Raw genomic sequence first — 20615 nt, forward strand, 5'->3', positions numbered from 1 at the left:
CATCATTGACAGCTGGGGTTTGGATTAAACAACTCAGCTCGAAGTGGCAACTGTATCGCAGGGCCGCAATGCGGCGCTGCTTGCTGGCCCGTTTGCTTATTCACAAAAGCCCATTTTACTCCAGCAGGCCGTTCATCAACTATGGCTTGTGGATTGAGCGGTTTTAAATAACGAATATAGAGCTCAAGTGCACCTCTGCCGCCAGTTAATTTCGCTGGTTTATTATCATCTCGGCCAATCCATGTCACCGTAACCGTGTTGTGGTCAAACCCCGTAAACCAGCTATCTCGCATGTCATTACTTGTTCCGGTTTTACCTGCTAACTGTACCGAGGGGAAATGCTTATTTAAGCGCTTACCCGTACCACTCTTTGTCACACGTTTAAGGCCATATTTGGTCATATACACAGAAACAGGATCAAAACGTTGCGCACGCTCAGGATGATGCTTATATAGGGTCTTACCAGCAGAATCCGTGATCGCAGAAATACTGGTAAGCTCACTATAACGGCCATTGGCAGCCAATGTAGTATACATTTGCGCGACCTCGAAGCTCGATAGCTCAACAGCGCCCAATAACATCGAGGGGTAAGTTGGAATATCACTTTGTATGCCAAGCTCAGTCATCGTTTGTGCAACTTGATGCACCCCCACATCCAGCCCTAGATTTACCGCTGGTATATTCAAACTTTTACTGAATGCATCGTATAAAGGCACCTGACCTCTAAATTTGTGGTCAAAGTTTTCCGGAGACCAGGTTTTACCTGAAGCATCCGTTACTTGCAAAGGCGCATCTTCTATCAATGTCCCTAAATTATAATCTTGCTGCAAAGCCGTCAAATAAATCGCAGGCTTAACCAATGACCCCACGCTCCGTTTAGTGTCCAATACGCGGTTAAAGCCAGAAAACCGCATCTGTCTGCCTGCAACCAATGCCGAAACACCAGACTTTTCAGCATTGACTGAAATCATTGCAACTTCTAATCCAGAGGTACCAAAACGGCGCTCCAAATACGGCAGCCCAGATATGACAGCCTCTTCCATCGCGCTTTGTTTTTGTAACTCAAAATACGTAAATATCCGCACACCAGCATGAATAATATCGTCACTGGGGACTAGCTCTTTTAACTCTCGATTCACTAGCTCCAGATAACCTGGGTAAGACTGCAGTAAGCTCTCCTTCAGAGGCTGTATCTCTATTTTCCGCTCTAGTGACTGACGATATTCAGTGGTGGTGATGATGCCGTTTTCTGCCATTAAGCGCAGTACCAAATCTCGGCGCTCCATGGTTCGCTCTGGGTATCTTCGCGGATTATAAAACGAAGGCCCTTTAACCATGGCTACTAACAGTGCGATTTGATCAAACTCTAACTCATCAACCGGTTTTGCAAAATAAAACTCTGAAGCCAAGCCCATTCCATGCACGCCCTGATTATAGGCTTGGCCCAAATAAACCTCATTAAGATAGGCTTCCAAGATTTCATCTTTGCTGTATCTATAATCTAAGATTAAAGCGATGAACGCCTCATTTATTTTTCGAATGATTGAGCGCTCTCGAGTGAGGTAAAAGTTTTTTGCAAGTTGTTGCGTTAACGTACTTCCACCTTGTACCGTGCGGCCGGCGCGTATATTACTGTATAAGGCACGCATAATTGACCACACAGATACCCCGTGATGTTCATAAAAGTTACGGTCTTCAACGGCCAAAAGCGCTTGTTTTAACACATTTGGAAACTTAGCCAGTGGTACAAATTCACGATCTTGATTAGTTTCATTACCAATACGAGCAATTTGTACGGGCTCCAGTCGCTCACCAGAAATACGTCGACCACTTTTATCAACGATATTGGCCAATTTCTTACCTGCAAAGTTCAGCGTGAAGACACGAGATGACTCTGCGCCTTCATAAAACTCAAATGCACGTCGGAAAATGGTGATCGTACGCCCTTGTACAAGATATTGACCTGTGCCTTTGATTCTATTAACTCTTGAATAATTTAGCCGCTCTAACTCCCAAAGCACCTCTTCTTCTGAAAGATATTGGTCCGGATAAAATGACATAGCTCGCGCATAGACTTGCACAGGCAGTTGCCACTTATTTCCTTCAAATTGCTTGCTCACTTTGGCGTCTAGGTAAACCACATACATAGCGACTGCACAACAAACGGCAAGCCCCCCCTTCCAAAATAACGCCCAAAGTGTCTGCAATACACTTGATTTTAATATTCCAAGCCGCTGCTTTATTGACATTTTTTTAGGGTTAGGCGCTTTTTTTGTGGACCGTTTTGGCTTTGACTTATTTGCAGGAGTACGTTTTTTCTCTGACATTTACCGAAGCGATGTTTACCGTAATTACAATGATGCTAGATTAACTTAGATTAACTGTGACTGAAACTAAAAAAGCAGGCTTATACCTGCTTTTTTAACCGCTTACGTATTAGTGATTTCGTATTGTGACAAATTCAGGGTAAGCATCCACACCACAGTCATGTTGGTCCATGCCACTGAGCTCTTCTTCTTCGGTCACCCTGATCCCCATGGTTTTTTTCAAAAGTGCCCATACTAAATACGATGTGACAAAAACAAAGCCTAGAATCGACACCAATCCTATTAATTGCGACACGAAATTCGCGTCACTATTAGAGAAAGGTACCATCATCACCCCTAAGCAACCACACACACCATGAACAGATATCGCACCAACAGGGTCATCAATTTTTAGCTTATCCAGTGTGACGATGCTAAACACCACTAGGCTGCCACCAAGCGCACCAAGAATACACGCTAACAGAGGAGTTGGAGAAGCCGGTTCAGCCGTGATTGTCACAAGACCTGCCAATGCACCATTTAAAATCATTGTTAAATCTGCCTTTTTCCACATGATTTTACAAACTAACAGTGCCGATATTGCGCCTGCTGCTGCTGCCGCATTGGTATTGAGCATGATCTGACTCACCGCAATCGCATTTTCTTTATCCGCTAAAAATAACTGCGACCCACCATTAAATCCGAACCAACCCATCCATAAAATAAACGTACCGAGCGTTGCAAGCGGTAAGTTAGAACCTGGAATTGGGTAAATCTCTCCATGCTTACCATACTTCCCTTTTCTTGCGCCTAGTAGAAGTACACCAGCCAATGCTGCGGCGGCACCTGCACCATGCACAATGGCAGACCCTGCAAAGTCAACAAACCCGAGTTCAGATAAGAAACCCGCCCCCCAACTCCAATAACCTTGGATTGGATAAATAAGCCCAGTAAGTACCACTGTAAATAATAAAAATGCCCATAACTTCATCCTCTCAGCGACGGCGCCAGAAACAATAGACATCGCCGTTGCGACAAATACTACCTGGAAGAAAAAGTCAGACTCCAACGCGTGATCAGCATCCGTGGCAGCTTCCCCGATCAATGCGCCAAAACTTGGTACAAAGCCACCTTCCGAGTTGCCCACATACATTATGTTGTAACCAATTAACAAATACATAGTGCATGCAATAGCATAGAGCGCAATATTTTTAGTCAGAATTTCAGTGGTGTTTTTAGATCTCACCAAACCAGCCTCAAGCATGGCAAAGCCAGCGGCCATCCACATGACTAAAACACCTGATATCAAAAAATAAAAAGTATTGAGTGAAAATTGTAATTCTATGATTGTATTATCCATCAGGTGTTCCTCAAATAGCTTCTTCGTCTAATTCACCCGTGCGGATCCGCACGATTTGCTCTAAGTCATAAACGAAAATCTTACCATCACCTATTTTTCCGGTGTTTGCCGCTTGTGTTAGGGTATCGACGACGCGTTGGCAGTTTTCACTGTGAGTCGCAATTTCAATTTTAATTTTGGGGATAAAGTCGACTTGATATTCTGCGCCTCGGTAAAGCTCAGTATGGCCGCGTTGCCGGCCAAATCCTTTCACATCGACCACGGTCATGCCCTCTATTCCGAGCTCGGCAAGTGCTTCCCGCACTTCGTCCAATTTAAAAGGCTTGATTATCGCACTTATCATTTTCATTGTTGGCCTCCAATGGAGTGTGATTCCTGTTGTTGATGGAATACACAATCCAACCTTTATGCCAAAAAGATAAGTTTTTATTTATCAGTAAGATATGATTTTAAGGAAGAAGTAAAAGTTAAAAAGTGCACTCAGCTGGTGCACTGTTCAAGCATTTTGTTTGATTTGGTGCAAGCGGTAACAGCACTATTACGGCCTTGCGCTTTGGCCTGATATAGCGCTTTATCCGCATGGCGCATCACTTCACTTAAAGTTGAAAATTCACATTTTGCAATGCCGATACTCAAGGTACACCGCAGTCGATGCTCATCCACATGAAAAATGTTATCCGCAAACTTCATACGAAAGTTGTCAAAAACCGCTTGGGCTTTGCGCATATCACTCTCAGCTAACAATACCGCAAATTCTTCTCCGCCCACGCGTGATACTAGGCTATCAGAAAATGACTCATTCAGAAGCTGCGCCACTTGTGTCAAAATGCTATCCCCGCCCAAATGACCATATTGATCATTGATTTCTTTGAATAGGTCAAGATCAAGTAAAGCCAAGCAACTATGATCTAAGCCTGTTTTAAGTAAGCGATCCATTTGTTGACAAAAGTAACGTCGATTGTATAAACCAGTCAGATAATCTCTGTGAGCATAGTCTTTTATCTCAGCAATCAAGTTAAGTTGTTCCATGGTTTGCATTACACGGCAATGGAATTCTTCATTCATAAATGGCTTCATCAGAAAGTCATTTGCACCGTATTTAATAAACTTTGCAGACAATCCATGGGTCCCTGCACCAGATAACCCAACTATGGCCAAATCATCTCTACCACGGAAATTACGAACCGCTTTTACGAGTTCAAAACCGTCCATCGTAGGCATCGCATAGTCAGTTAATAGCAGTTTCACATCATGATCAGCCTTAAGCATAGTGAGTGCTTGCTCACCATCTTGAGCCTCAAAAACGGTAAAAAGTTGTTTTTCTAGCATTTGCCTCATAACCGCTCGGCTAATCATCGAGTCATCGGCGATCAGTGCCTTGCAACCTTGGTTACGCAATAATCGGCTAACCAGTTTAATTGCATATAAGTAGGAATCACGGTTATCTTTGATCACATAGTCGACTACACCCATTTCCAGCATTTGTTGTCGACTGTACTCATCAATTTTAGAAGTCAGTACTACTGTGGGAACGTTCTGGCTCAAAGTTAATTGCACCACTTCGGCGTCCATTGCATCGGGCAATGTTAAATCTACCAAGGCCAAAGTGTAGCGATTACTCGCAAGTAGCGCTTTACTTTCCTTGAGAGACCAAGCAAAGTCTATGTCGACATTTAAATATTGTGATGCCAAATGGCGTAAGATTTGTTGAACAACCTTACTATCTTCAACAATTAATACTTTTTGCATGGAAACTTTCTCTAATGACTACAATGAGAGCGTAGTTAAACAAGAATTTAACAGAGCTAAATACTTTAATACTACAGACATAAGGGTGAAATATACGCGATTTTTGTGACAAAAAAAACCTGCATCGCCCCTAAATGGTAAACAAATTGTAATGGGCTGCAAATATTGCGGTTTAGTCTCATTGACTTTGAATTCAGCATTAAAAAAGCTTTAAATGTAAGCTGGAAGAGAATACCGAGGAACCCCATGACAGCCGTACCCAAAATAATATCAGGTCTCATATTACTGTGTATCAGTACGCTCAGCAGTGCAAATAGTAATACAAACGCTCAATTAAGCTTTGACATAGATCATCAGGTCACGACAAAACATAAAACAACCATCAATGGTTCAAAACTAAATTACTCCGTATCAACAGGCACGCAGCCATTGTGGGATAATGAAGGCCACCCTATTGCTTCTTTACACTATACCTACTACAAAAAAGATAAAGTAAAAGACATAGCTAAGCGTCCACTGCTTATTTCATTCAATGGCGGACCTGGCTCAGCGTCAGTCTGGATGCATATCGCTTACACTGGCCCACGCGTGCTCAAAATAGACGATGAAGGCTACCCGCTGCAACCGTATGGTTTAAAAGATAACCCCTACTCCGTTCTAGACACAACCGATATTGTTTTTGTTAACCCAGTTAACACGGGTTATTCAAGAGTATTGCCTGACAAACAAGGTAAAATGCCAAGCAAAGAGTTTCAACAAAAACAATTTTTTGGCGTCAATGCGGACGTAAAATATCTTGCAGCGTGGCTCAATACCTTTATCAATCGTCATGACAGAGCACTGTCCCCTAAATTTTTAATTGGTGAAAGTTATGGTACAACACGCGTTGCAGGACTAGCGCATGAGTTACAAAATCAGCAATGGATGTATTTAAATGGTGTGATTTTAGTTTCTCCTACAGATATTGGGATAAAACGCGATGGTCCTGTCAAAGCAGCTAATCGCTTACCTTATTTTGCTGCAACAGCGTGGTACCACAACGCGTTAGATAGCCAACTTCAAAATAAAGACTTACTTGAAGTGTTAGAAGAGGTGGAAGCTTATACGCTTAATACCTATCTGCCTGCACTTGCCAAAGGCGCGATGATCAGTGCTGAAGAAAAACATGCCGTTACCGCTCAAGTTGCTAAATATTCTGGCTTAACAGAACGATTTGTCGCACAGAATAATTTAGATATCCCAACAGCAGCATTTTGGAAAGAACTGCTTCGTGATAGAGAGTTAACCATCGGTAGACTCGACTCAAGGTACTTGGGCATTGATAAACGTGCTGCCGGTGACATCCCTGATTACTGGCCCGAGCTCACTTCTTGGTTGCATTCATTTACGCCAGCTATTAACCACTACTTCCGCCAAGAGCTCAATTACAAAACAGATATAAAATACAATATGTTTGGCCCTGTCCGCCCATGGGATAGAACCAAAAATACTGTGGGTGAACGCTTACGTTTAGCGATGGCACAAAACCCTTATTTGCACGTGATGGTGCAATCAGGGTATTACGACGGCGCAACTAACTACTTTGATGGTAAATATAATCTATGGCACTTAGATCCGAGTGGTAAAATGAAAGATAGACTGAGTTTTAAAGGTTATCGCTCTGGTCATATGATGTACCTTCGCTATGAAGATCTAAGGCTTTCTAACGAAGACTTAAGAGCATTTATAAATCAAGCTTTACCGAAATCAGGTCAAGCTGCCAAGTATTAATGTTGTCGAAGTGGAGGCCTTCCCTCCACTTTCTTGCTCCAATCCACTGTTCAATACATTTCTTATACCATCCTCGACCGGTAGACAGCACTCATTTCAAATACGTCAATTGCGATAAATCACTCTCGTAGATTTATTCAATGCTTCCGATGGCTTTTTGGGTATACTCTTCCTATTAGAAAAAAATGAGATCATCTATGAGTGACCAATTTAGAGTTGTTTTTGTCGGATTTAATGCTGATACAGACAGCCAAAATGCGATGGAAAGCTTAGCCACAAAGCTAGGTGTGTCAAAGCAAAAAGTTATTGCATTTACGCAGGGAAAACCACTATTTGGTGCAACTGATAAAAACAAGTGTTTAAAGCAAGCTAAACTTTTAGCCATTTACGGATTTCAAAGTAAAGTACAGCCTCAGCAAAGCAATATGCAGAGTGCTCCAGTTGCTAATAATGCAGCGAATGAGCGTGTATTTGAAGCCCTCGATTATATCACCAGTAGCCTAATCAGAATTGAAGAAAAGCTAGAAGAGCTTGAGCAAAGAATTGATGGGAATGAAAAAAGCGGTGATGAAAAAGAGGAAGAGCAATGGCAAAGTGATGAACTTTTCGATGAACTTGACTTAGATACCGAGCCAAAACCAAAGTCCAAAAGACTGCTTTATGTACTACTTGCCATTTTATTTATCTTACTCATCATATTGGGTTTCAGTTTGGCTTTCCCTGAAATGGTGCAGTTCTAATGAAAGAAAATTCAAGTTGTAACTTGGAAAAGGCACAAGTAAGAAAAAAAATTCGTACATCTATACGAAAAAAAAGAAATTCTCTGGATGAAAATTTTCAATCTAAAGCAGAATATGACTTAAATATTAATTTTGTTCAACATATAACCCCCCCAAAAAACACCCGGATTGGGGTCTATTTACCCAATGACGGAGAATTGAGAACAAACCTTTTAATTCAATCACTTTGGGATAATAAAACGGATGTTTTCCTACCTGTAATTCACCCTTTTAGCGGCACAACTTTACTGTTCCAAAAATATGAAAAAAACTCAACCATGAGCCAAAACCGCTATGCTATCTTAGAACCTAAATTGAATTGTAGTGAAATTTGCCCATTAGAGCAGCTAGATTATTTGTTAATGCCATTAGTCGCATTTGACGGGCAAGGCAACAGGTTAGGCATGGGTGGCGGCTATTACGACCGAACACTTGCCAATTATTATAATCAGGGGTGGAGCAAGCCACAGTTAATTGGATTAGCGCATGACTGCCAGAAGGTCAGTCAACTGCCGGTTGAGGCGTGGGATGTGCCTTTACCCGCAATATTAACGCCTAGCCAATATTACCAGTGGCGATAAGTGTATTTGTTCCTGAAATTCACGCTTAAGAGTGTAATTATTTGTCATACAATTCGAGTGTTTAAGCGTATAATCTCAACCAATTAAAAGACAACAAAGTGATTACGTTATGACACAAGATGAAATGAAAAAAGCAGCTGCGTGGGCTGCACTAGAGCATGTAGAAGAAAATACCATTGTTGGTGTGGGCACAGGGTCTACTGTGAATCACTTTATTGATGCTTTAGGCAGCATCAAAGATGACATTAAAGGCGCCGTTTCTAGCTCAGAAGCATCAACCGAGAAACTCAAAGCACTCGGTATTGAAGTTTTTGAACTGAATGATGTTACACAGCTTGATGTGTATGTAGATGGTGCTGATGAAATCAACGAGCATGGACACATGATTAAAGGCGGCGGCGCTGCACTGACACGTGAAAAAATCGTTGCTGCGGTTGCAAAAAAATTCGTATGTATCGTCGATCAGAGCAAACATGTTAGCACGCTGGGGAATTTCCCACTGCCAGTAGAAGTGATTCCGATGGCACGCAGCTATGTTGCTAGAGAGTTGCTGAAGCTTGGCGGAGATCCAGTTTACCGCCATGGTGTAACTACCGATAACGGTAACGTCATTTTAGACGTTCATGGATTAAATATTACGGATCCGAAAGCGTTAGAAGAACAGATCAACCAAATCGTCGGTGTTGTCACTAATGGGCTATTTGCTCACCGAGGTGCAAACACCGTAATTACAGGGACACCACAGGGTCCACAAACTAGGTAATAGGAATGAGTCATGAGTAAGGTATCTTTGTCTAAAGATAAAATTAAAATATTATTGTTAGAAGGCGTGCACCAAAGTGCCGTAGAGACATTAAAGCGCAATGGATACAGTAATATAGAGTACCTCAAGACATCGCTACCTGAAAATGAATTAATCGAGCGTATCAAACACGTTCATTTCGTCGGTATACGCTCGCGCACACACCTTTCTGAAAACGTATTAAATGCAGCAGAAAAACTTGTCGCTATTGGGTGCTTTTGTATTGGTACTAACCAAGTTGACTTAGATGCGGCTAAACGCCGTGGTATTGCTGTCTTTAACGCTCCATTCTCTAACACCCGCTCAGTCGCAGAATTAGTGTTGGGTGAAATCTTATTATTGCTTCGTGGTATTCCAAAGCGAAACGCAATGGCACACCGCGGTCAATGGTTTAAATCAGCAATTGGCTCTTTCGAAGCGCGTGGAAAAACATTGGGCATCATTGGTTATGGTCACATTGGTACACAGCTTGGGATCATGGCTGAAAATATCGGTATGAAGGTCGAGTTTTACGACATAGAGGATAAACTGACACTCGGTAACGCACAGCAAGTTCAAAACCTAACACAATTACTCCAACGTGCAGACGTGATCAGTTTGCATGTACCTGAAACGCCACAAACTAAAAACTTGATTGGTATGGCTGAAATTGAAGTCATGAAACAAGGCGCAATCTTGATCAATGCATCACGTGGTACCGTCGTGGATATCGACGCACTCGCAGAAGCTCTTCAACATGAAAAGCTCGCTGGCGCTGCCATCGATGTATTCCCTGTTGAGCCCAAATCAAATGATGAAGAGTTTGTATCTCCACTTAGAGAGTTCGACAATGTCATTTTGACACCTCATGTAGGGGGATCAACCCAAGAAGCACAAGAGAATATTGGTATTGAAGTTGCTGGAAAGTTAGCCAAGTATTCTGACAACGGCTCAACAGTCACGGCAGTCAATTTCCCTGAAGTATCACTACCAGAACTGTCAAATCGTAGTCGTTTATTGCATGTCCATGAAAATAGACCTGGTGTACTTACGCAAATCAACCAAGCCTTCGCACAGCATGGTATCAATATCGCTGCACAGTATCTGCAAACAGATGACTGTATTGGTTATGTTGTTATTGATGTTGATAGTGATCACTCAGAAGTTGCTTTAAAAGAATTGAGTGCGGTAGAAGGGACTATTAGAGCACGTATCCTGCACTAAGTTTCTTCATACAAATGAACATAATCAAGCTGGTAAATCGCCAGCTTTTTATTGCCTCAATCAATGAGAAAAAACAAAAAAAGCTGCCTTAAAAGCAGCTTTTTTTAGTGTAATAACTTGGCATTAAGCCATGAAATCAACACCTTCTTTGATGTCTTTTTCTAGCGTCGCTAGCATGTCGTCTTTTGCTTTTTGCTCAAACGCACTTAGTTCACCGTATGGTAAAAGCTCTTCAACACCATTTTTGCCTAGACGGATAGGCTGTGCAAAGAACTCAGCATCGCCAGTGTTACCTTCAACATATGCGTACTCAAATACGTTTTCTTCGCCTTGAAGACCTTTAACAAGTGAGAAGCAGAAACGTGCTGCAGCTGCACCCATTGAAAGCGTTGCAGAACCGCCACCCGCTTTCGCTTCAACAACTTCAGTACCTGCGTTTTGGATACGCTTAGTAAGAGAAGCAACTTCCTCATCAGAGAACTCAACGCCTTCAACTTGAGAAAGTAAAGGTAGGATTGTCGTGCCAGAGTGACCACCAATAACTGGTACTTTAACTTCTGATACGTCTAGACCTTTAAGCTCAGCGATGAATGTTTCAGCGCGGATAACGTCAAGTGTAGTTACACCGAATACGCGTGCAGCATCATAAGTGCCCGCTTTTTTGAATACTTCTCGTACAATTGGTACTGTGCCATTTACTGGGTTTGTGATGATACCAACAAACGCTTTAGGACAGTTTTTAACGATACCTTCAGCTAGAGTTCTAACGATACTCGCGTTAACGTTAAACAGATCCGCACGGTCCATACCAGGCTTACGTGGCATACCAGCAGGGATCAAAACGATGTCTGCACCCGCTAGAGCAGGATCTAGGTCATCTTTACCGTAACCAGCTACTGATACAGCTGTTGGGATGTGAGAAAGATCAACCGCAACACCAGGAACAACTGGTGCAACATCATATAGTGCTAGCTCAGAGCCTGCAGGCAAACCGTTTTTAAGCAGAAGTGACAACGCTTGACCGATACCACCAGCGGCACCTAATACAGCAACTTTCATTATAATTCTCCATATATTGAAGGTAGGAATTTTGTGTGCTGTAAAGATAATGAAAAGCGAGAGTAAAGACAAATTTATCCGCGTTATTTTCGAGATTTTTTCGACTATAGTTGTAAACAAGAGACAACTTTTTGCAATTTGTCTTTACGATACACCATGAAAATTACTCCATCGTGAAAATTTGGGTAACGGTTGGGATTTGTGTAAAATCGGACAACCAAAATTAATTGAAGAGATGTATATGCAAGCGCAAGACAAACAAGAAGCCTTAGTTAAAGCCTTTAAAGCACTTTTGAGAGAGGAAAACTTTGGTTCTCAGGGCGAAATAGTTGATGCGCTAAAAGATCAAGGCTTTGATAACATAAGCCAAAGTAAAGTATCACGAATGTTAAGTAAGTTTGGCGCGGTACGGACCAGAAATGCCAAACAAGAAATGGTTTACTGTCTACCCGCTGAGATGGGTGTACCAACTGCAAAAAGTCCGCTTAGGCAACTGGTTATCGACATCATGCACAATGAGATGATGATTATCATAAGAACCAGCCCAGGTGCGGCGCAATTAATCGCAAGGCTACTTGACTCATTAGGTAGTGCCGATGGGGTACTTGGCACAATTGCTGGTGATGACACGATTTTTATTGCCCCAGCAAAAGTATCTGAAATTGACGAGACTTTAGATAAAGTAAAAACGTTATTCGATAACGTGTGATCTTAATCGTCCTTCACTGTTTGCGCCATCTCTGTCAAAAATTGCAAAGATGGTGCAAAAAAAGATGCACCCATATCTGCTTCAGAGTAATCAAGTAGCGGGTCATAGCAATCTTGCCCTGACAATAAACCAAAACGACTCATCAACACTGTCTCAAAAGCATTACCATGGGCTGCACAACTCAAATTTATGCTCCCTTGCTCAAACACATCCCCAAATGGCATGCTTTGGTCTAACAATAACACCAACCCTTCAGCATCCTTCAATTCTGCTCTACTGGCGTGACTGAATGCTGCTTTAGGCTCAATCAGCTTATTGTCCAAACGCGTGCGCCCCATTAAAGTCTCTTGCTCTTCAATGGGCAGTTGTTGCCACCGAGACAAATCAAACTTTACCCGTTGAATGTGGATATAGCTCCCTTGATGGTCCATGCCTTCTGGATTATCGACTAAGGCGACTTTACGCTTGAAGCGACCATGAGGCGATTCGCTCGCGTAAATAAAACCATTAAAATTTCGCCCGTCCAAAAAACGGAAACCGCGTACGTGCGCGACGAGCTCGACACACCCACCCAGCATATGTATGACGCTTTGTGCAAATAAATGATTTACATCTTCTCTGTCCGAGCGAATGACATACAACAAATCAAAGGGCTGACTATGGATCAAATGATCAGTTGAACGAATATGAGGAAAGCTTTTCAGCTCTGGTGGTATGAATTCTGGATAGATATGTGGCCAGTACTGAGCGCCAATTGCAACAAAACTGCTGAGCATTGATTCAGAGAATCGATCGCTTAACTCATCTTGTAATCGCCCAGCCTGTGCTAATGCTTCTCGCACAGCTTCATCTTGCCCTTCAAGTACATTGAAGAATAAATGTAAGCCATGCAAATTTGCTTCTGCACAAATCCCCGATTGCGGTTGGGCCATACCTTTTCCTTATCGTTAATCGCTCTAAGAAAAGAAATTTACCGCATGAGGCTTAATTTTTAAAGAGATAGGTTTAGACAAATCTAACGGATTGTCTGCAGGCTTGGCAATTTCTAACTGCTGACCTTGCAATTCGATAGCGTATAAATACTCTGTACCCACAAACCTCTCTTGATTGACTTTTATTTCGCCATGGTCGGTATTAAACAATTCAATATGGCTTGGTCTAACAAATATTTTGCCTTTATGCTCCACATCGCTTTGCTGTGTTAGTGAACTCACTTGCCCAAACTGTGTGCTAAATGCGCCATTGCCCGCATGTGTCGCGTCTAGATAAATTCCCTGACCTAAAAACTCGGCAACCACCTGATTTTTAGGTTGATGAAACAGCTCTGTTGGACACCCTAATTGGGCAATTTGGCCTTGATGCATAATGGCCAACCTATCTGAAAAAGCAAATGCCTCATCTTTTGAGTGGCTAACAAAAATCGCAGAAACTTTTTGATCTTTAATAATACTTCTTATATCACTGATCAACTGAAACCTAACTTGCGCATCAATATTTGAAAACGGCTCATCTAACAACAATAAACTCGGCCGATATGCCAACGCCCTAGCAATTGCAACACGTTGTTGCTGACCACCAGAAAGCTCATGAGGAAAACGCGCAGCATAGGCACCTAAATGTACAAGCTCTAACATTTCAGATACGCGAGCTTGCTTTTCATCACGACTCAACTTCCCCAAACCAAAGGCCACATTTTGTGCAACCGTTAGATGCGGAAATAACGCATAATCCTGAAACATCATACCAACATTTCGATGCTGTGGCGCGACAAAGCGCTTGCCATCATTCACCGTATTTTGGCCGATGGTTATCACGCCTTGCTGTGGTCTGATCAAACCCGCAATGGCTTTTAGAGTGGTTGTTTTACCGCAACCACTGGCCCCCAATAAACAGACAATTTCATTTTCTTTCACCTGTAGATCAAGGTTATCGATCACGGCATGTCCATCGTAACTATATTGCAAGGATTCAATAGCAAGGCTGTACATTATGATTGCTGCTCCATTGAGCGATTGACTAAATAAAGAGGAATTAATCCAACCAGTACGATAAACAATGCTGAGATGGAAGCCAGCTCTAACTGTTCATCACTGACAAACTGAAAAACATGTGTCGCAAGTGTCTCAAAATTAAACGGCCTGAGCAGCAGCGCTGCTGGTAATTCTTTCATACACTCAATAAAAACCAGTAAACCTGCGGTCAGTATGCCACGCTTCAACAGCGGAATATGTACACGACCTAAAGTCTGTAGATTATTTTTCCCCAAAGAGGCGCTGGCCATATCAATACTTGGGCTTATTCGGACAAAACTCGCCTCAACGGCACCTTGAGCAATGGCGTAAAAACGCACCACGTAAGCAAACACTAAAGCGAAAATAGTACCGCTAAATAACAGCCCTGGCTCTAATCCAGTGCCATCTAACCAGCGATTTAAGTAATCATCAAATAAAGTCAGAGGCAGTAGCACGGCTATCGCCAAAACTGTACCGGGTAGCGCATACCCCATACTCGCCACTTTGCCGGGAAAGCTCTTTGTCTTTTGCTCTCCAATTCGCTGATAAAACACCACCAAAATACTACAGCAAATTGCAATCGCGCTTACATACAGACTGATCTTCAAACTTTGCCATGCGTAATTAAAAAACGCATCATTCCAAGCCTGGTCAAAATAATCGATGGCGTAACTTAACAGGATCCCAACTGGAATAAAAAATGCCAAAATCAATACTAGACTACAAAATGCGGTCGCTAACCAACCACTTTTGCCACTTAATTCATACAAACTCGTGTCATTCACACTGCTTTGCCGTTCATGCACGACTTTGCTTCTGCGGCTCATTTTTTCTAGCGACAGAGCGATAAATAAAAAAAGTAACATAATACCGGAAATTTTAGCTGCAGCTGTCAGCGAGTAGTAGCCTAACCAGGTATCATATACTGCGGTGGTGAGCGTACTAACCGCAAAATAATGTACCGTCGCGAAATCAGCCATGGTTTCCATACTTATCAGTGCAAGAGCTGCCACAATGGCACCACGAGATAATGGCAGACTCACTTTAAGAAAGCTCTGAAATGGCGACAGTCCCATTAATTGGCTTGCTTGAACCAATTTAAAAGATTGTTCTCTAAGCGCCGTTTTAAAAATCAAATATAAATAAGGGTAGAGTACAAGTGCTATCATGACGATAGCGCCGGGCAAAGTGCGGATATCAAAAAACCAATAGTCATCAGGGCTCGTCCACCCAAACCAGTCCCTTAAAAATATCTGTACTGGCCCCGCATAATCAAGTAAGTCAGTATACACATAGGCGATGATGTAGGTAGGCATGGCAAGCGGCAGCATCAGGGCCCACTCAAATATTCGCTTGCCGGGGAAATGGCAATACGCCGTTAGCCACCCAAGTGGCAGTGCAATGACAGCACTGAGTAACAAGACACCGGCTATTAACCACACTGTATTGCTAATATAATCCCAGAGAACAGTATCCCAAAGATGCGAGAATACTTCAGATTCTCCTTGCAATGATTCAAAAATGAGAAATGCCAGCGGGGTAGACAGGCAAATGCCGATCACCCACGCTGTTATCTGCCAATTCGACAGTTTATTTTTTAGCTGCATTAAAGGTCAAATTTTACCTCATCAATTAGCTTCAGAGCCAACGGACGGTATTTACTAATTTCAGCAAGTGGTAAGCTGTCTTCCTTAAACGCTCCCCATGACGCTACCATTTTCGATAATTCGACGCCCGGTTTGACCGGATATTCCATATTCGTCGATGCGTACATATTCTGCGCCTTATTGTCCGTCATAAACTCTATGAGTTTCAAGGCATTTTCTTTATTTTTTGCGTACTTGGTTAGAACAACACCGGAAACATTCAAATGAGAACCGCGGTTCTTTTGGTTAGGGAAATTGATGTAAACAGAATCAGCCCAAGACTTTTGTTTCTCATCAGTCATCATTTTTCCAAAGTAATAACTATTGCCCAATGCAATATCACACAGCCCCTCTTTCACCGCTTTCACTTGTGCGCGATCATTACCTTGAGGTTTACGTGCCAAGTTATTCTTTACACCAACCAACCACTCTTTAGTTTCTGTCTCACCGTGATGTGCAATCATAGAAGCCACAAGGCCTAAATTATATGGGTGTTTTCCCGAGCGAGTACAAATTTTACCCTTGTACTTAGGATCAGCCAACTCTTCATAACTGAGCGTTTCTAACCTGCCGAGTCTTGATTTAGATGAGTACACATTGCGTACACGTTTGGTCAATGCAACCCACTGTCCCTCTGGATCTCTAAATGACGCAGGGATGTTACTTTCAACCGTTTTACTGGCGATCTTTTGAGTTAAGCCTAAATCTTCCAACTGGATCATGGCACTAAAGTTTGAAGTCAGAACCAAATCCGCACGAGAGTGCTTGCCTTCTCTTTTAACACGCTCTATCAAGCCTTTTTTTGCAAAAACAACATTCGTTTTTATTCCTGTCTGCTTAGTAAAATCATCAAGGATAGGCTGAATTAAAAACGGTTGGCGAAATGAATAGATATTTACTTCATCCGCTGCGAAAGCTGGCATACAGGTCACAGCGGTCAATAATGTGGCGATAGCTCGTTTCATGAAGACTCCAAATCCAAACAATTATTATTATCAACTAATTCTAACGCGATTATACATAAATTACAGCCCACTGACTCGAGTGACTAAAATTATTATTGCCGCTTATCGACAATTTATCTGTAAGAGATGTCTCACTCTACCTGTCGATATCGAGTAATCTGTTATAGATTTCACCGCCCTCAAATTAGGAACCTATTGTTATTTAATAATTTTTATTTATCAAATAGAACATAGTCTTTTTTTTATAATCTTCAAGCCAATGTTTTCCAGCCCAAACCGACATATACTTTATCTGTCTCTTAGGGAGAGGCATTGCAAGGATAAAGGATGTAAAACGCAATACATGGATAGGTTCCCGGTATTGGAATATGGAACTCGGATTATGCTGTATTTGCAGGACGCAAATATTTAAGTAAGGATGTTTACATTTTCAGGATGTCAGGACTAGATGGAGTTAGGAAGGGTAATGGAATAGCCCATAAGGATTAATTGCAGGGTGATATCAAACGAAGGATAAGTTTGATGCAAACTAGGACGGGGTTAGGACAACCCAAGTGGATTTGTACAGGAAGTGCAATAATTCGCAGAACCAAAACACCAAGCGAATTGTATGGAAATGAATTAGGGAGTTGAGTTATTCAACATGGCAGGATGCTGTTTAGAAGATTCCGTCAAGCGCGACTCGAAAGAGTCGCGCTATCTTCATGTCTAAACTTCCACGAATTTGCTTCGTTTACCTCTTAAATACGCATCTCTAAAATCGACAAAGTGGGCAGTTAAATTCTCTGCGGCCTCTGCTTCACCATTTTCGGCAAACACAACACAAGCCACTTCGGCTGTGCCTAGTTGATGCTCATGCGGTGCTACCCGCAATTTATAATTAGACAAGCTTTGTGGAGAGACAGATAATACTGGGAATCGATCTAGATAGGGACTTTTCCTGAACATCTTTTTTGCTTCTCGCCAAGTACCATCGAGAAAAATAAACAGCGGCTTTTTACCGTCAATACGTTGGACGGACTTGATCACTCGCTGCGGCTGAACATTCTCTTCAGGAAAAACGACGATTGGTTGATAATTCGGATTGTCCAAAAGCGCCAGCAGGGCTTCACTGGGTTCGGTTCTGTCCCATCTAAAGGCATAATTATCAGGAACAATATCAGCAATTAATCGCCCAGTATTTGATGGCTTAAAACTTTCGTTATGATACATTAATAAACACACGGCACTTGAACACTGGGCCTGTCTGATACCTGCACAGATACATAAAGGCTCAGCGAGCAAACAAGCCTCGCAGCGAGTAAGTTTTGAACCACGTGCTTTAAATTCTCTCTTCGATTCAGAAATTTGCTGTGCACGAAGTGCCAATACTGAGTTGCCCAAAATATTCTCCCAACAAAAAAGACAGGCCATTGTACCAAGTCTAACAATAAAAGGATAAAGCTATTATTATGAGAGTTAATCAGACAAATCGACTAACCTATCGCCTGCTCACTCCGAACGATGCGGATCTGCTCTTTGCATTAGATCAGAACCCTGAAGTTATGCAGTTTATCAATGGTGGTCAAAGCACAAGTCGAGACGATATCAACTCGATATTCATTCCTCGCCTAAAGCAATTTTCTAACCAAGAGAAAGGCTGGGGGCTATGGGGCTGCTTTTTATTGGATAGCAATGAGTTTATTGGCTGGATACTCGTGCGCCCGATGGACTTTTTTACAGATAAACGAGATGACTCTAATTTGGAGATCGGCTGGCGATTTATGCAATCGAGCTGGGGAAAAGGCCTCGCATCAGAAGCCGCTTTGCAGATAGCAGACACTTTGACCGAGTATAAAGTCGCAACAAAGCTCACTGCACTTGCTCATGCTGACAATCAGGGCTCGATTAATGTCATGAAAAAAATTGGCTTAGAATACCTTAAAACAGCTATTCACACTGAACCGCTAGGCAGTGCAGAAGTGGTCGTGTATGAAAAAACACTCGATTGAAGAAAAAATCTGGGGCCAAAAAGCCCCAGATTTGTATTTACATCGACAAATAAATCACTAAGAACACGCCTAATGCCAGTCGATAAATAACGAATGGCAACATACCCATCTTCTCAATGACTTTTAAGAAGTAATGGATACATGCATAGGCGGCAAAAAAGGACAGCACAGCACCTGTCACGATATCTGCAATATTAAACTCATCACCTTCTGAAATAAGTTTATAGGTCAGATAACTCCCCGCAGCGGCAATTACAGGGATAGACATTAAAAACGAAAAACGCGCTGCACTTTGCTTGTTCAATCCCATCATCAGACCAATTGTCATGGTGATCCCGGAACGAGATGTGCCTGGTAACAACATCGCAACTACCTGAGATAGACCAATGCACAACGCCATAACCCAGTTGATTTGATAAATAGTTTTAATTTGTTTTGCTGTTTTATCTGCGTACCATAGCAATAAACCAAAACCAACCGTTGTCCCTGCAATGATCCAGGCATTACGCGAATACGCTTCGACCAAATCTTTAGCAAAATAGCCAATAACCAGCGATGGCAATGTCGCAAGTAAAATAAACCAACCTAGCTTACTGTCGTCCGTGGTCCCCTGCGCGCCAAATGATTTAAACCACGCAGTCAGAATTTCCGCCACTTCTTTACGAAAATAAATGACGACCGCAAACAACGTACCTACATGTACCGCGACATCAAATGCCAAACCTTGGTCTTGCCAACCAAAAACTTGAGACGGTAATATCAAATGAGCGGAACTCGAAATGGGTAAAAACTCCGTTAAACCCTGAATTAATGCTAGAACAATTATTTCTATAAGACTCATTGTAGTTACAACTCCACTTTCCATAGCTTTTGACACGGGTTACTGTAGTTTTGCCAAATGGCAGAGATGGTTTCACCAGTAGTCGGCAGTGTGACATGTCCTCCTACCTCAGACAAAGGTAAAAGCACAAACGCATTTTTGGTAATTTCATCACGAGGCAGTTGCGCTGGTTGTTCGCATACTAAATCGTCATATAGCAACAGATCGAGATCTAAAGTCCGAGGACTAAACTTTTTATCTCCATGTGTTCGGCCGTTGTCCCGCTCAATTCTTTTTAGTAGCTTGCAAACTGCTTCTACTGACATATCTGTTGAAGCTGCAAAAACAGAATTAAAAAAGTTGCGACCATTAAATCCAACCGGCTCACTTTCATATACATTTGAATGCTGATAGTCAGGAAAGTATTCTATCAGGGCAGTCAGACCGTTTTTAAAATGTCGCTCTCTATCTACGTTAGAGCCAATACTAATGTAAATTTCTGCCATGTTATTTTTTCCGGTATATTTCAATACCTACAGTAGCCGCTTGTGCGACAGCTGCGGGTTTGCTGACTTTAATTCGAACATCACTCACAGCAAACTCGCCTAAAATCATGGCAGCCAACCTTTCTAACAAGGTCTCTAAGAGCTCAACTTGGATAGATTCCGATAACGTAATGACACGCTCGCTCACCTTTGCATAATCGACGGTAAGATTAATGTCGTCAGTTTGCGCTGCTGGGATAATATCTGTAGACATTTCAATATCAAAATAAAGGCTTTGTTTACTTTCTTTCTCAAAGTCGTAAACTCCTATTATGGTCTCGACGTGTAATTGCGAGATATAGACCTTGTCCATGTATA

The 20615-nt window shown here is 42.1% G+C and carries 20 protein-coding genes; 7 read left to right on the forward strand and 13 right to left on the reverse strand.

What is annotated here, in order from left to right; genetic code table 11:
- Positions 1-2: 2 nt before the first annotated feature.
- From mrcB to JF50_RS23395, 4 genes are all read right to left on the reverse strand, one after another.
- Positions 3-2249, reverse strand: a complete 2247-nt coding sequence (mrcB, locus tag JF50_RS23380; protein ID WP_419177527.1) for a penicillin-binding protein 1B — start codon at positions 2247-2249, stop codon at positions 3-5.
- Positions 2250-2436: 187 nt separating this feature from the next.
- Positions 2437-3666 carry an ammonium transporter gene (locus JF50_RS23385; protein ID WP_039611706.1) on the reverse strand — a complete coding sequence of 410 codons (1230 nt, stop codon included), beginning with the start codon at positions 3664-3666 and terminating at the stop codon, positions 2437-2439.
- A 10-nt stretch (positions 3667-3676) separates the two neighbouring features.
- Positions 3677-4015, reverse strand: a complete 339-nt coding sequence (locus JF50_RS23390) for a P-II family nitrogen regulator (protein ID WP_039611707.1) — start codon at positions 4013-4015, stop codon at positions 3677-3679.
- 131 nt (positions 4016-4146) lie between these two features.
- A complete protein-coding gene (locus JF50_RS23395) occupies positions 4147-5415 on the reverse strand; it encodes a diguanylate cyclase (RefSeq protein WP_052262728.1) in 1269 nt (422 codons plus the stop codon).
- 246 nt (positions 5416-5661) lie between these two features.
- Here JF50_RS23395 and JF50_RS23400 point away from each other — a divergent pair, with 246 nt between their 5' ends.
- From JF50_RS23400 to serA, 5 genes are all read left to right on the forward strand, one after another.
- The gene (locus JF50_RS23400; RefSeq protein WP_039611708.1) at positions 5662-7185 is read left to right on the forward strand and encodes a S10 family peptidase; all 1524 of its coding nucleotides are present in this window, start codon (positions 5662-5664) and stop codon (positions 7183-7185) included.
- 197 nt (positions 7186-7382) lie between these two features.
- Positions 7383-7925 (forward strand): hypothetical protein, encoded by a 543-nt coding sequence (locus JF50_RS23405; protein WP_039611709.1) that lies wholly within the window; start codon positions 7383-7385, stop codon positions 7923-7925.
- Positions 7925-8545 (forward strand): 5-formyltetrahydrofolate cyclo-ligase, encoded by a 621-nt coding sequence (locus tag JF50_RS23410; RefSeq protein WP_052262730.1) that lies wholly within the window; start codon positions 7925-7927, stop codon positions 8543-8545. Before JF50_RS23405 ends, JF50_RS23410 begins: the two co-directional genes overlap by 1 nt.
- Before the next feature lie 109 nt (positions 8546-8654).
- Positions 8655-9308: a ribose-5-phosphate isomerase RpiA gene (gene rpiA, locus JF50_RS23415; protein WP_039611710.1), complete on the forward strand. Its 654-nt coding sequence runs from the start codon at positions 8655-8657 to the stop codon at positions 9306-9308.
- A gap of 12 nt (positions 9309-9320) precedes the next feature.
- Complete coding sequence (gene serA / locus JF50_RS23420; RefSeq protein ID WP_039611711.1) at positions 9321-10550, forward strand: phosphoglycerate dehydrogenase; 1230 nt, start codon at positions 9321-9323, stop codon at positions 10548-10550.
- A gap of 123 nt (positions 10551-10673) precedes the next feature.
- On the opposite strand, the gene mdh is transcribed toward serA, so the two are convergent.
- Positions 10674-11609, reverse strand: a complete 936-nt coding sequence (gene mdh, locus JF50_RS23425; RefSeq protein ID WP_039611712.1) for a malate dehydrogenase — start codon at positions 11607-11609, stop codon at positions 10674-10676.
- Between the two features lie 241 nt (positions 11610-11850).
- Between mdh and argR the strand changes: the two genes are divergently transcribed.
- On the forward strand, positions 11851-12318 hold the full coding sequence (gene argR / locus JF50_RS23430) for a transcriptional regulator ArgR (protein WP_039611713.1): 468 nt from the start codon (positions 11851-11853) through the stop codon (positions 12316-12318).
- A gap of 2 nt (positions 12319-12320) precedes the next feature.
- Here the strand turns inward: argR and JF50_RS23435 are convergent, their stop codons facing one another.
- The 5 genes from JF50_RS23435 to JF50_RS23455 all read right to left on the reverse strand — a co-directional run bounded on the left by JF50_RS23435 (position 12321) and on the right by JF50_RS23455 (position 18324).
- Positions 12321-13250 (reverse strand): Dyp-type peroxidase, encoded by a 930-nt coding sequence (locus JF50_RS23435; RefSeq protein WP_039611714.1) that lies wholly within the window; start codon positions 13248-13250, stop codon positions 12321-12323.
- A 24-nt stretch (positions 13251-13274) separates the two neighbouring features.
- Positions 13275-14306: an ABC transporter ATP-binding protein gene (locus JF50_RS23440; protein WP_039611715.1), complete on the reverse strand. Its 1032-nt coding sequence runs from the start codon at positions 14304-14306 to the stop codon at positions 13275-13277.
- The gene (locus JF50_RS23445; protein ID WP_039611716.1) at positions 14306-15937 is read right to left on the reverse strand and encodes an ABC transporter permease; all 1632 of its coding nucleotides are present in this window, start codon (positions 15935-15937) and stop codon (positions 14306-14308) included. Before JF50_RS23445 ends, JF50_RS23440 begins: the two co-directional genes overlap by 1 nt.
- Entirely contained in the window at positions 15937-16941 is a 1005-nt protein-coding gene (locus JF50_RS23450; protein WP_039611717.1) for a Fe(3+) ABC transporter substrate-binding protein, read from the reverse strand. Before JF50_RS23450 ends, JF50_RS23445 begins: the two co-directional genes overlap by 1 nt.
- Positions 16942-17649: 708 nt before the next feature.
- Positions 17650-18324 (reverse strand): tRNA-uridine aminocarboxypropyltransferase, encoded by a 675-nt coding sequence (locus JF50_RS23455; protein ID WP_039611718.1) that lies wholly within the window; start codon positions 18322-18324, stop codon positions 17650-17652.
- A gap of 68 nt (positions 18325-18392) precedes the next feature.
- Here JF50_RS23455 and JF50_RS23460 point away from each other — a divergent pair, with 68 nt between their 5' ends.
- Positions 18393-18932 (forward strand): GNAT family N-acetyltransferase, encoded by a 540-nt coding sequence (locus JF50_RS23460; protein WP_039611719.1) that lies wholly within the window; start codon positions 18393-18395, stop codon positions 18930-18932.
- A 37-nt stretch (positions 18933-18969) separates the two neighbouring features.
- Here JF50_RS23460 and JF50_RS23465 read toward each other — a convergent pair whose 3' ends face one another.
- From JF50_RS23465 to folB, 3 genes are read right to left on the reverse strand one after another with little or no spacing between them, the layout of a single operon-like run.
- Complete coding sequence (locus JF50_RS23465) at positions 18970-19773, reverse strand: undecaprenyl-diphosphate phosphatase (RefSeq protein WP_039611720.1); 804 nt, start codon at positions 19771-19773, stop codon at positions 18970-18972.
- A 5-nt stretch (positions 19774-19778) separates the two neighbouring features.
- Positions 19779-20258, reverse strand: coding sequence for a 2-amino-4-hydroxy-6-hydroxymethyldihydropteridine diphosphokinase (gene folK / locus JF50_RS23470; protein ID WP_039611721.1), 480 nt, complete (start codon positions 20256-20258; stop codon positions 19779-19781).
- A 1-nt stretch (position 20259) separates the two neighbouring features.
- Complete coding sequence (gene folB, locus JF50_RS23475) at positions 20260-20610, reverse strand: dihydroneopterin aldolase (RefSeq protein ID WP_039611722.1); 351 nt, start codon at positions 20608-20610, stop codon at positions 20260-20262.
- Between the last annotated feature and the right edge of the window lie 5 nt (positions 20611-20615).

This window comes from Pseudoalteromonas luteoviolacea (assembly GCF_000814765.1).
GTDB lineage: Bacteria > Pseudomonadota > Gammaproteobacteria > Enterobacterales > Alteromonadaceae > Pseudoalteromonas > Pseudoalteromonas luteoviolacea_H.

Coding starts and splice junctions, on each gene's coding strand:
- JF50_RS23410 (WP_052262730.1), top strand. CDS start 7,925: ATGAAAGAAAATTCAAGTTGTAACTTGGAAAAGGCACAAGTAAGAAAA.
- JF50_RS23445 (WP_039611716.1), bottom strand. CDS start 15,937: ATGCAGCTAAAAAATAAACTGTCGAATTGGCAGATAACAGCGTGGGTG.
- mrcB (WP_419177527.1), bottom strand. CDS start 2,249: ATGTCAATAAAGCAGCGGCTTGGAATATTAAAATCAAGTGTATTGCAG.
- JF50_RS23390 (WP_039611707.1), bottom strand. CDS start 4,015: ATGAAAATGATAAGTGCGATAATCAAGCCTTTTAAATTGGACGAAGTG.
- JF50_RS23450 (WP_039611717.1), bottom strand. CDS start 16,941: ATGAAACGAGCTATCGCCACATTATTGACCGCTGTGACCTGTATGCCA.
- folB (WP_039611722.1), bottom strand. CDS start 20,610: ATGGACAAGGTCTATATCTCGCAATTACACGTCGAGACCATAATAGGA.
- serA (WP_039611711.1), top strand. CDS start 9,321: ATGAGTAAGGTATCTTTGTCTAAAGATAAAATTAAAATATTATTGTTA.
- JF50_RS23460 (WP_039611719.1), top strand. CDS start 18,393: ATGAGAGTTAATCAGACAAATCGACTAACCTATCGCCTGCTCACTCCG.
- JF50_RS23465 (WP_039611720.1), bottom strand. CDS start 19,773: ATGAGTCTTATAGAAATAATTGTTCTAGCATTAATTCAGGGTTTAACG.
- JF50_RS23385 (WP_039611706.1), bottom strand. CDS start 3,666: ATGGATAATACAATCATAGAATTACAATTTTCACTCAATACTTTTTAT.
- JF50_RS23435 (WP_039611714.1), bottom strand. CDS start 13,250: ATGGCCCAACCGCAATCGGGGATTTGTGCAGAAGCAAATTTGCATGGC.
- folK (WP_039611721.1), bottom strand. CDS start 20,258: ATGGCAGAAATTTACATTAGTATTGGCTCTAACGTAGATAGAGAGCGA.
- JF50_RS23440 (WP_039611715.1), bottom strand. CDS start 14,306: ATGTACAGCCTTGCTATTGAATCCTTGCAATATAGTTACGATGGACAT.
- JF50_RS23400 (WP_039611708.1), top strand. CDS start 5,662: ATGACAGCCGTACCCAAAATAATATCAGGTCTCATATTACTGTGTATC.
- JF50_RS23405 (WP_039611709.1), top strand. CDS start 7,383: ATGAGTGACCAATTTAGAGTTGTTTTTGTCGGATTTAATGCTGATACA.
- argR (WP_039611713.1), top strand. CDS start 11,851: ATGCAAGCGCAAGACAAACAAGAAGCCTTAGTTAAAGCCTTTAAAGCA.
- mdh (WP_039611712.1), bottom strand. CDS start 11,609: ATGAAAGTTGCTGTATTAGGTGCCGCTGGTGGTATCGGTCAAGCGTTG.
- rpiA (WP_039611710.1), top strand. CDS start 8,655: ATGACACAAGATGAAATGAAAAAAGCAGCTGCGTGGGCTGCACTAGAG.
- JF50_RS23395 (WP_052262728.1), bottom strand. CDS start 5,415: ATGCAAAAAGTATTAATTGTTGAAGATAGTAAGGTTGTTCAACAAATC.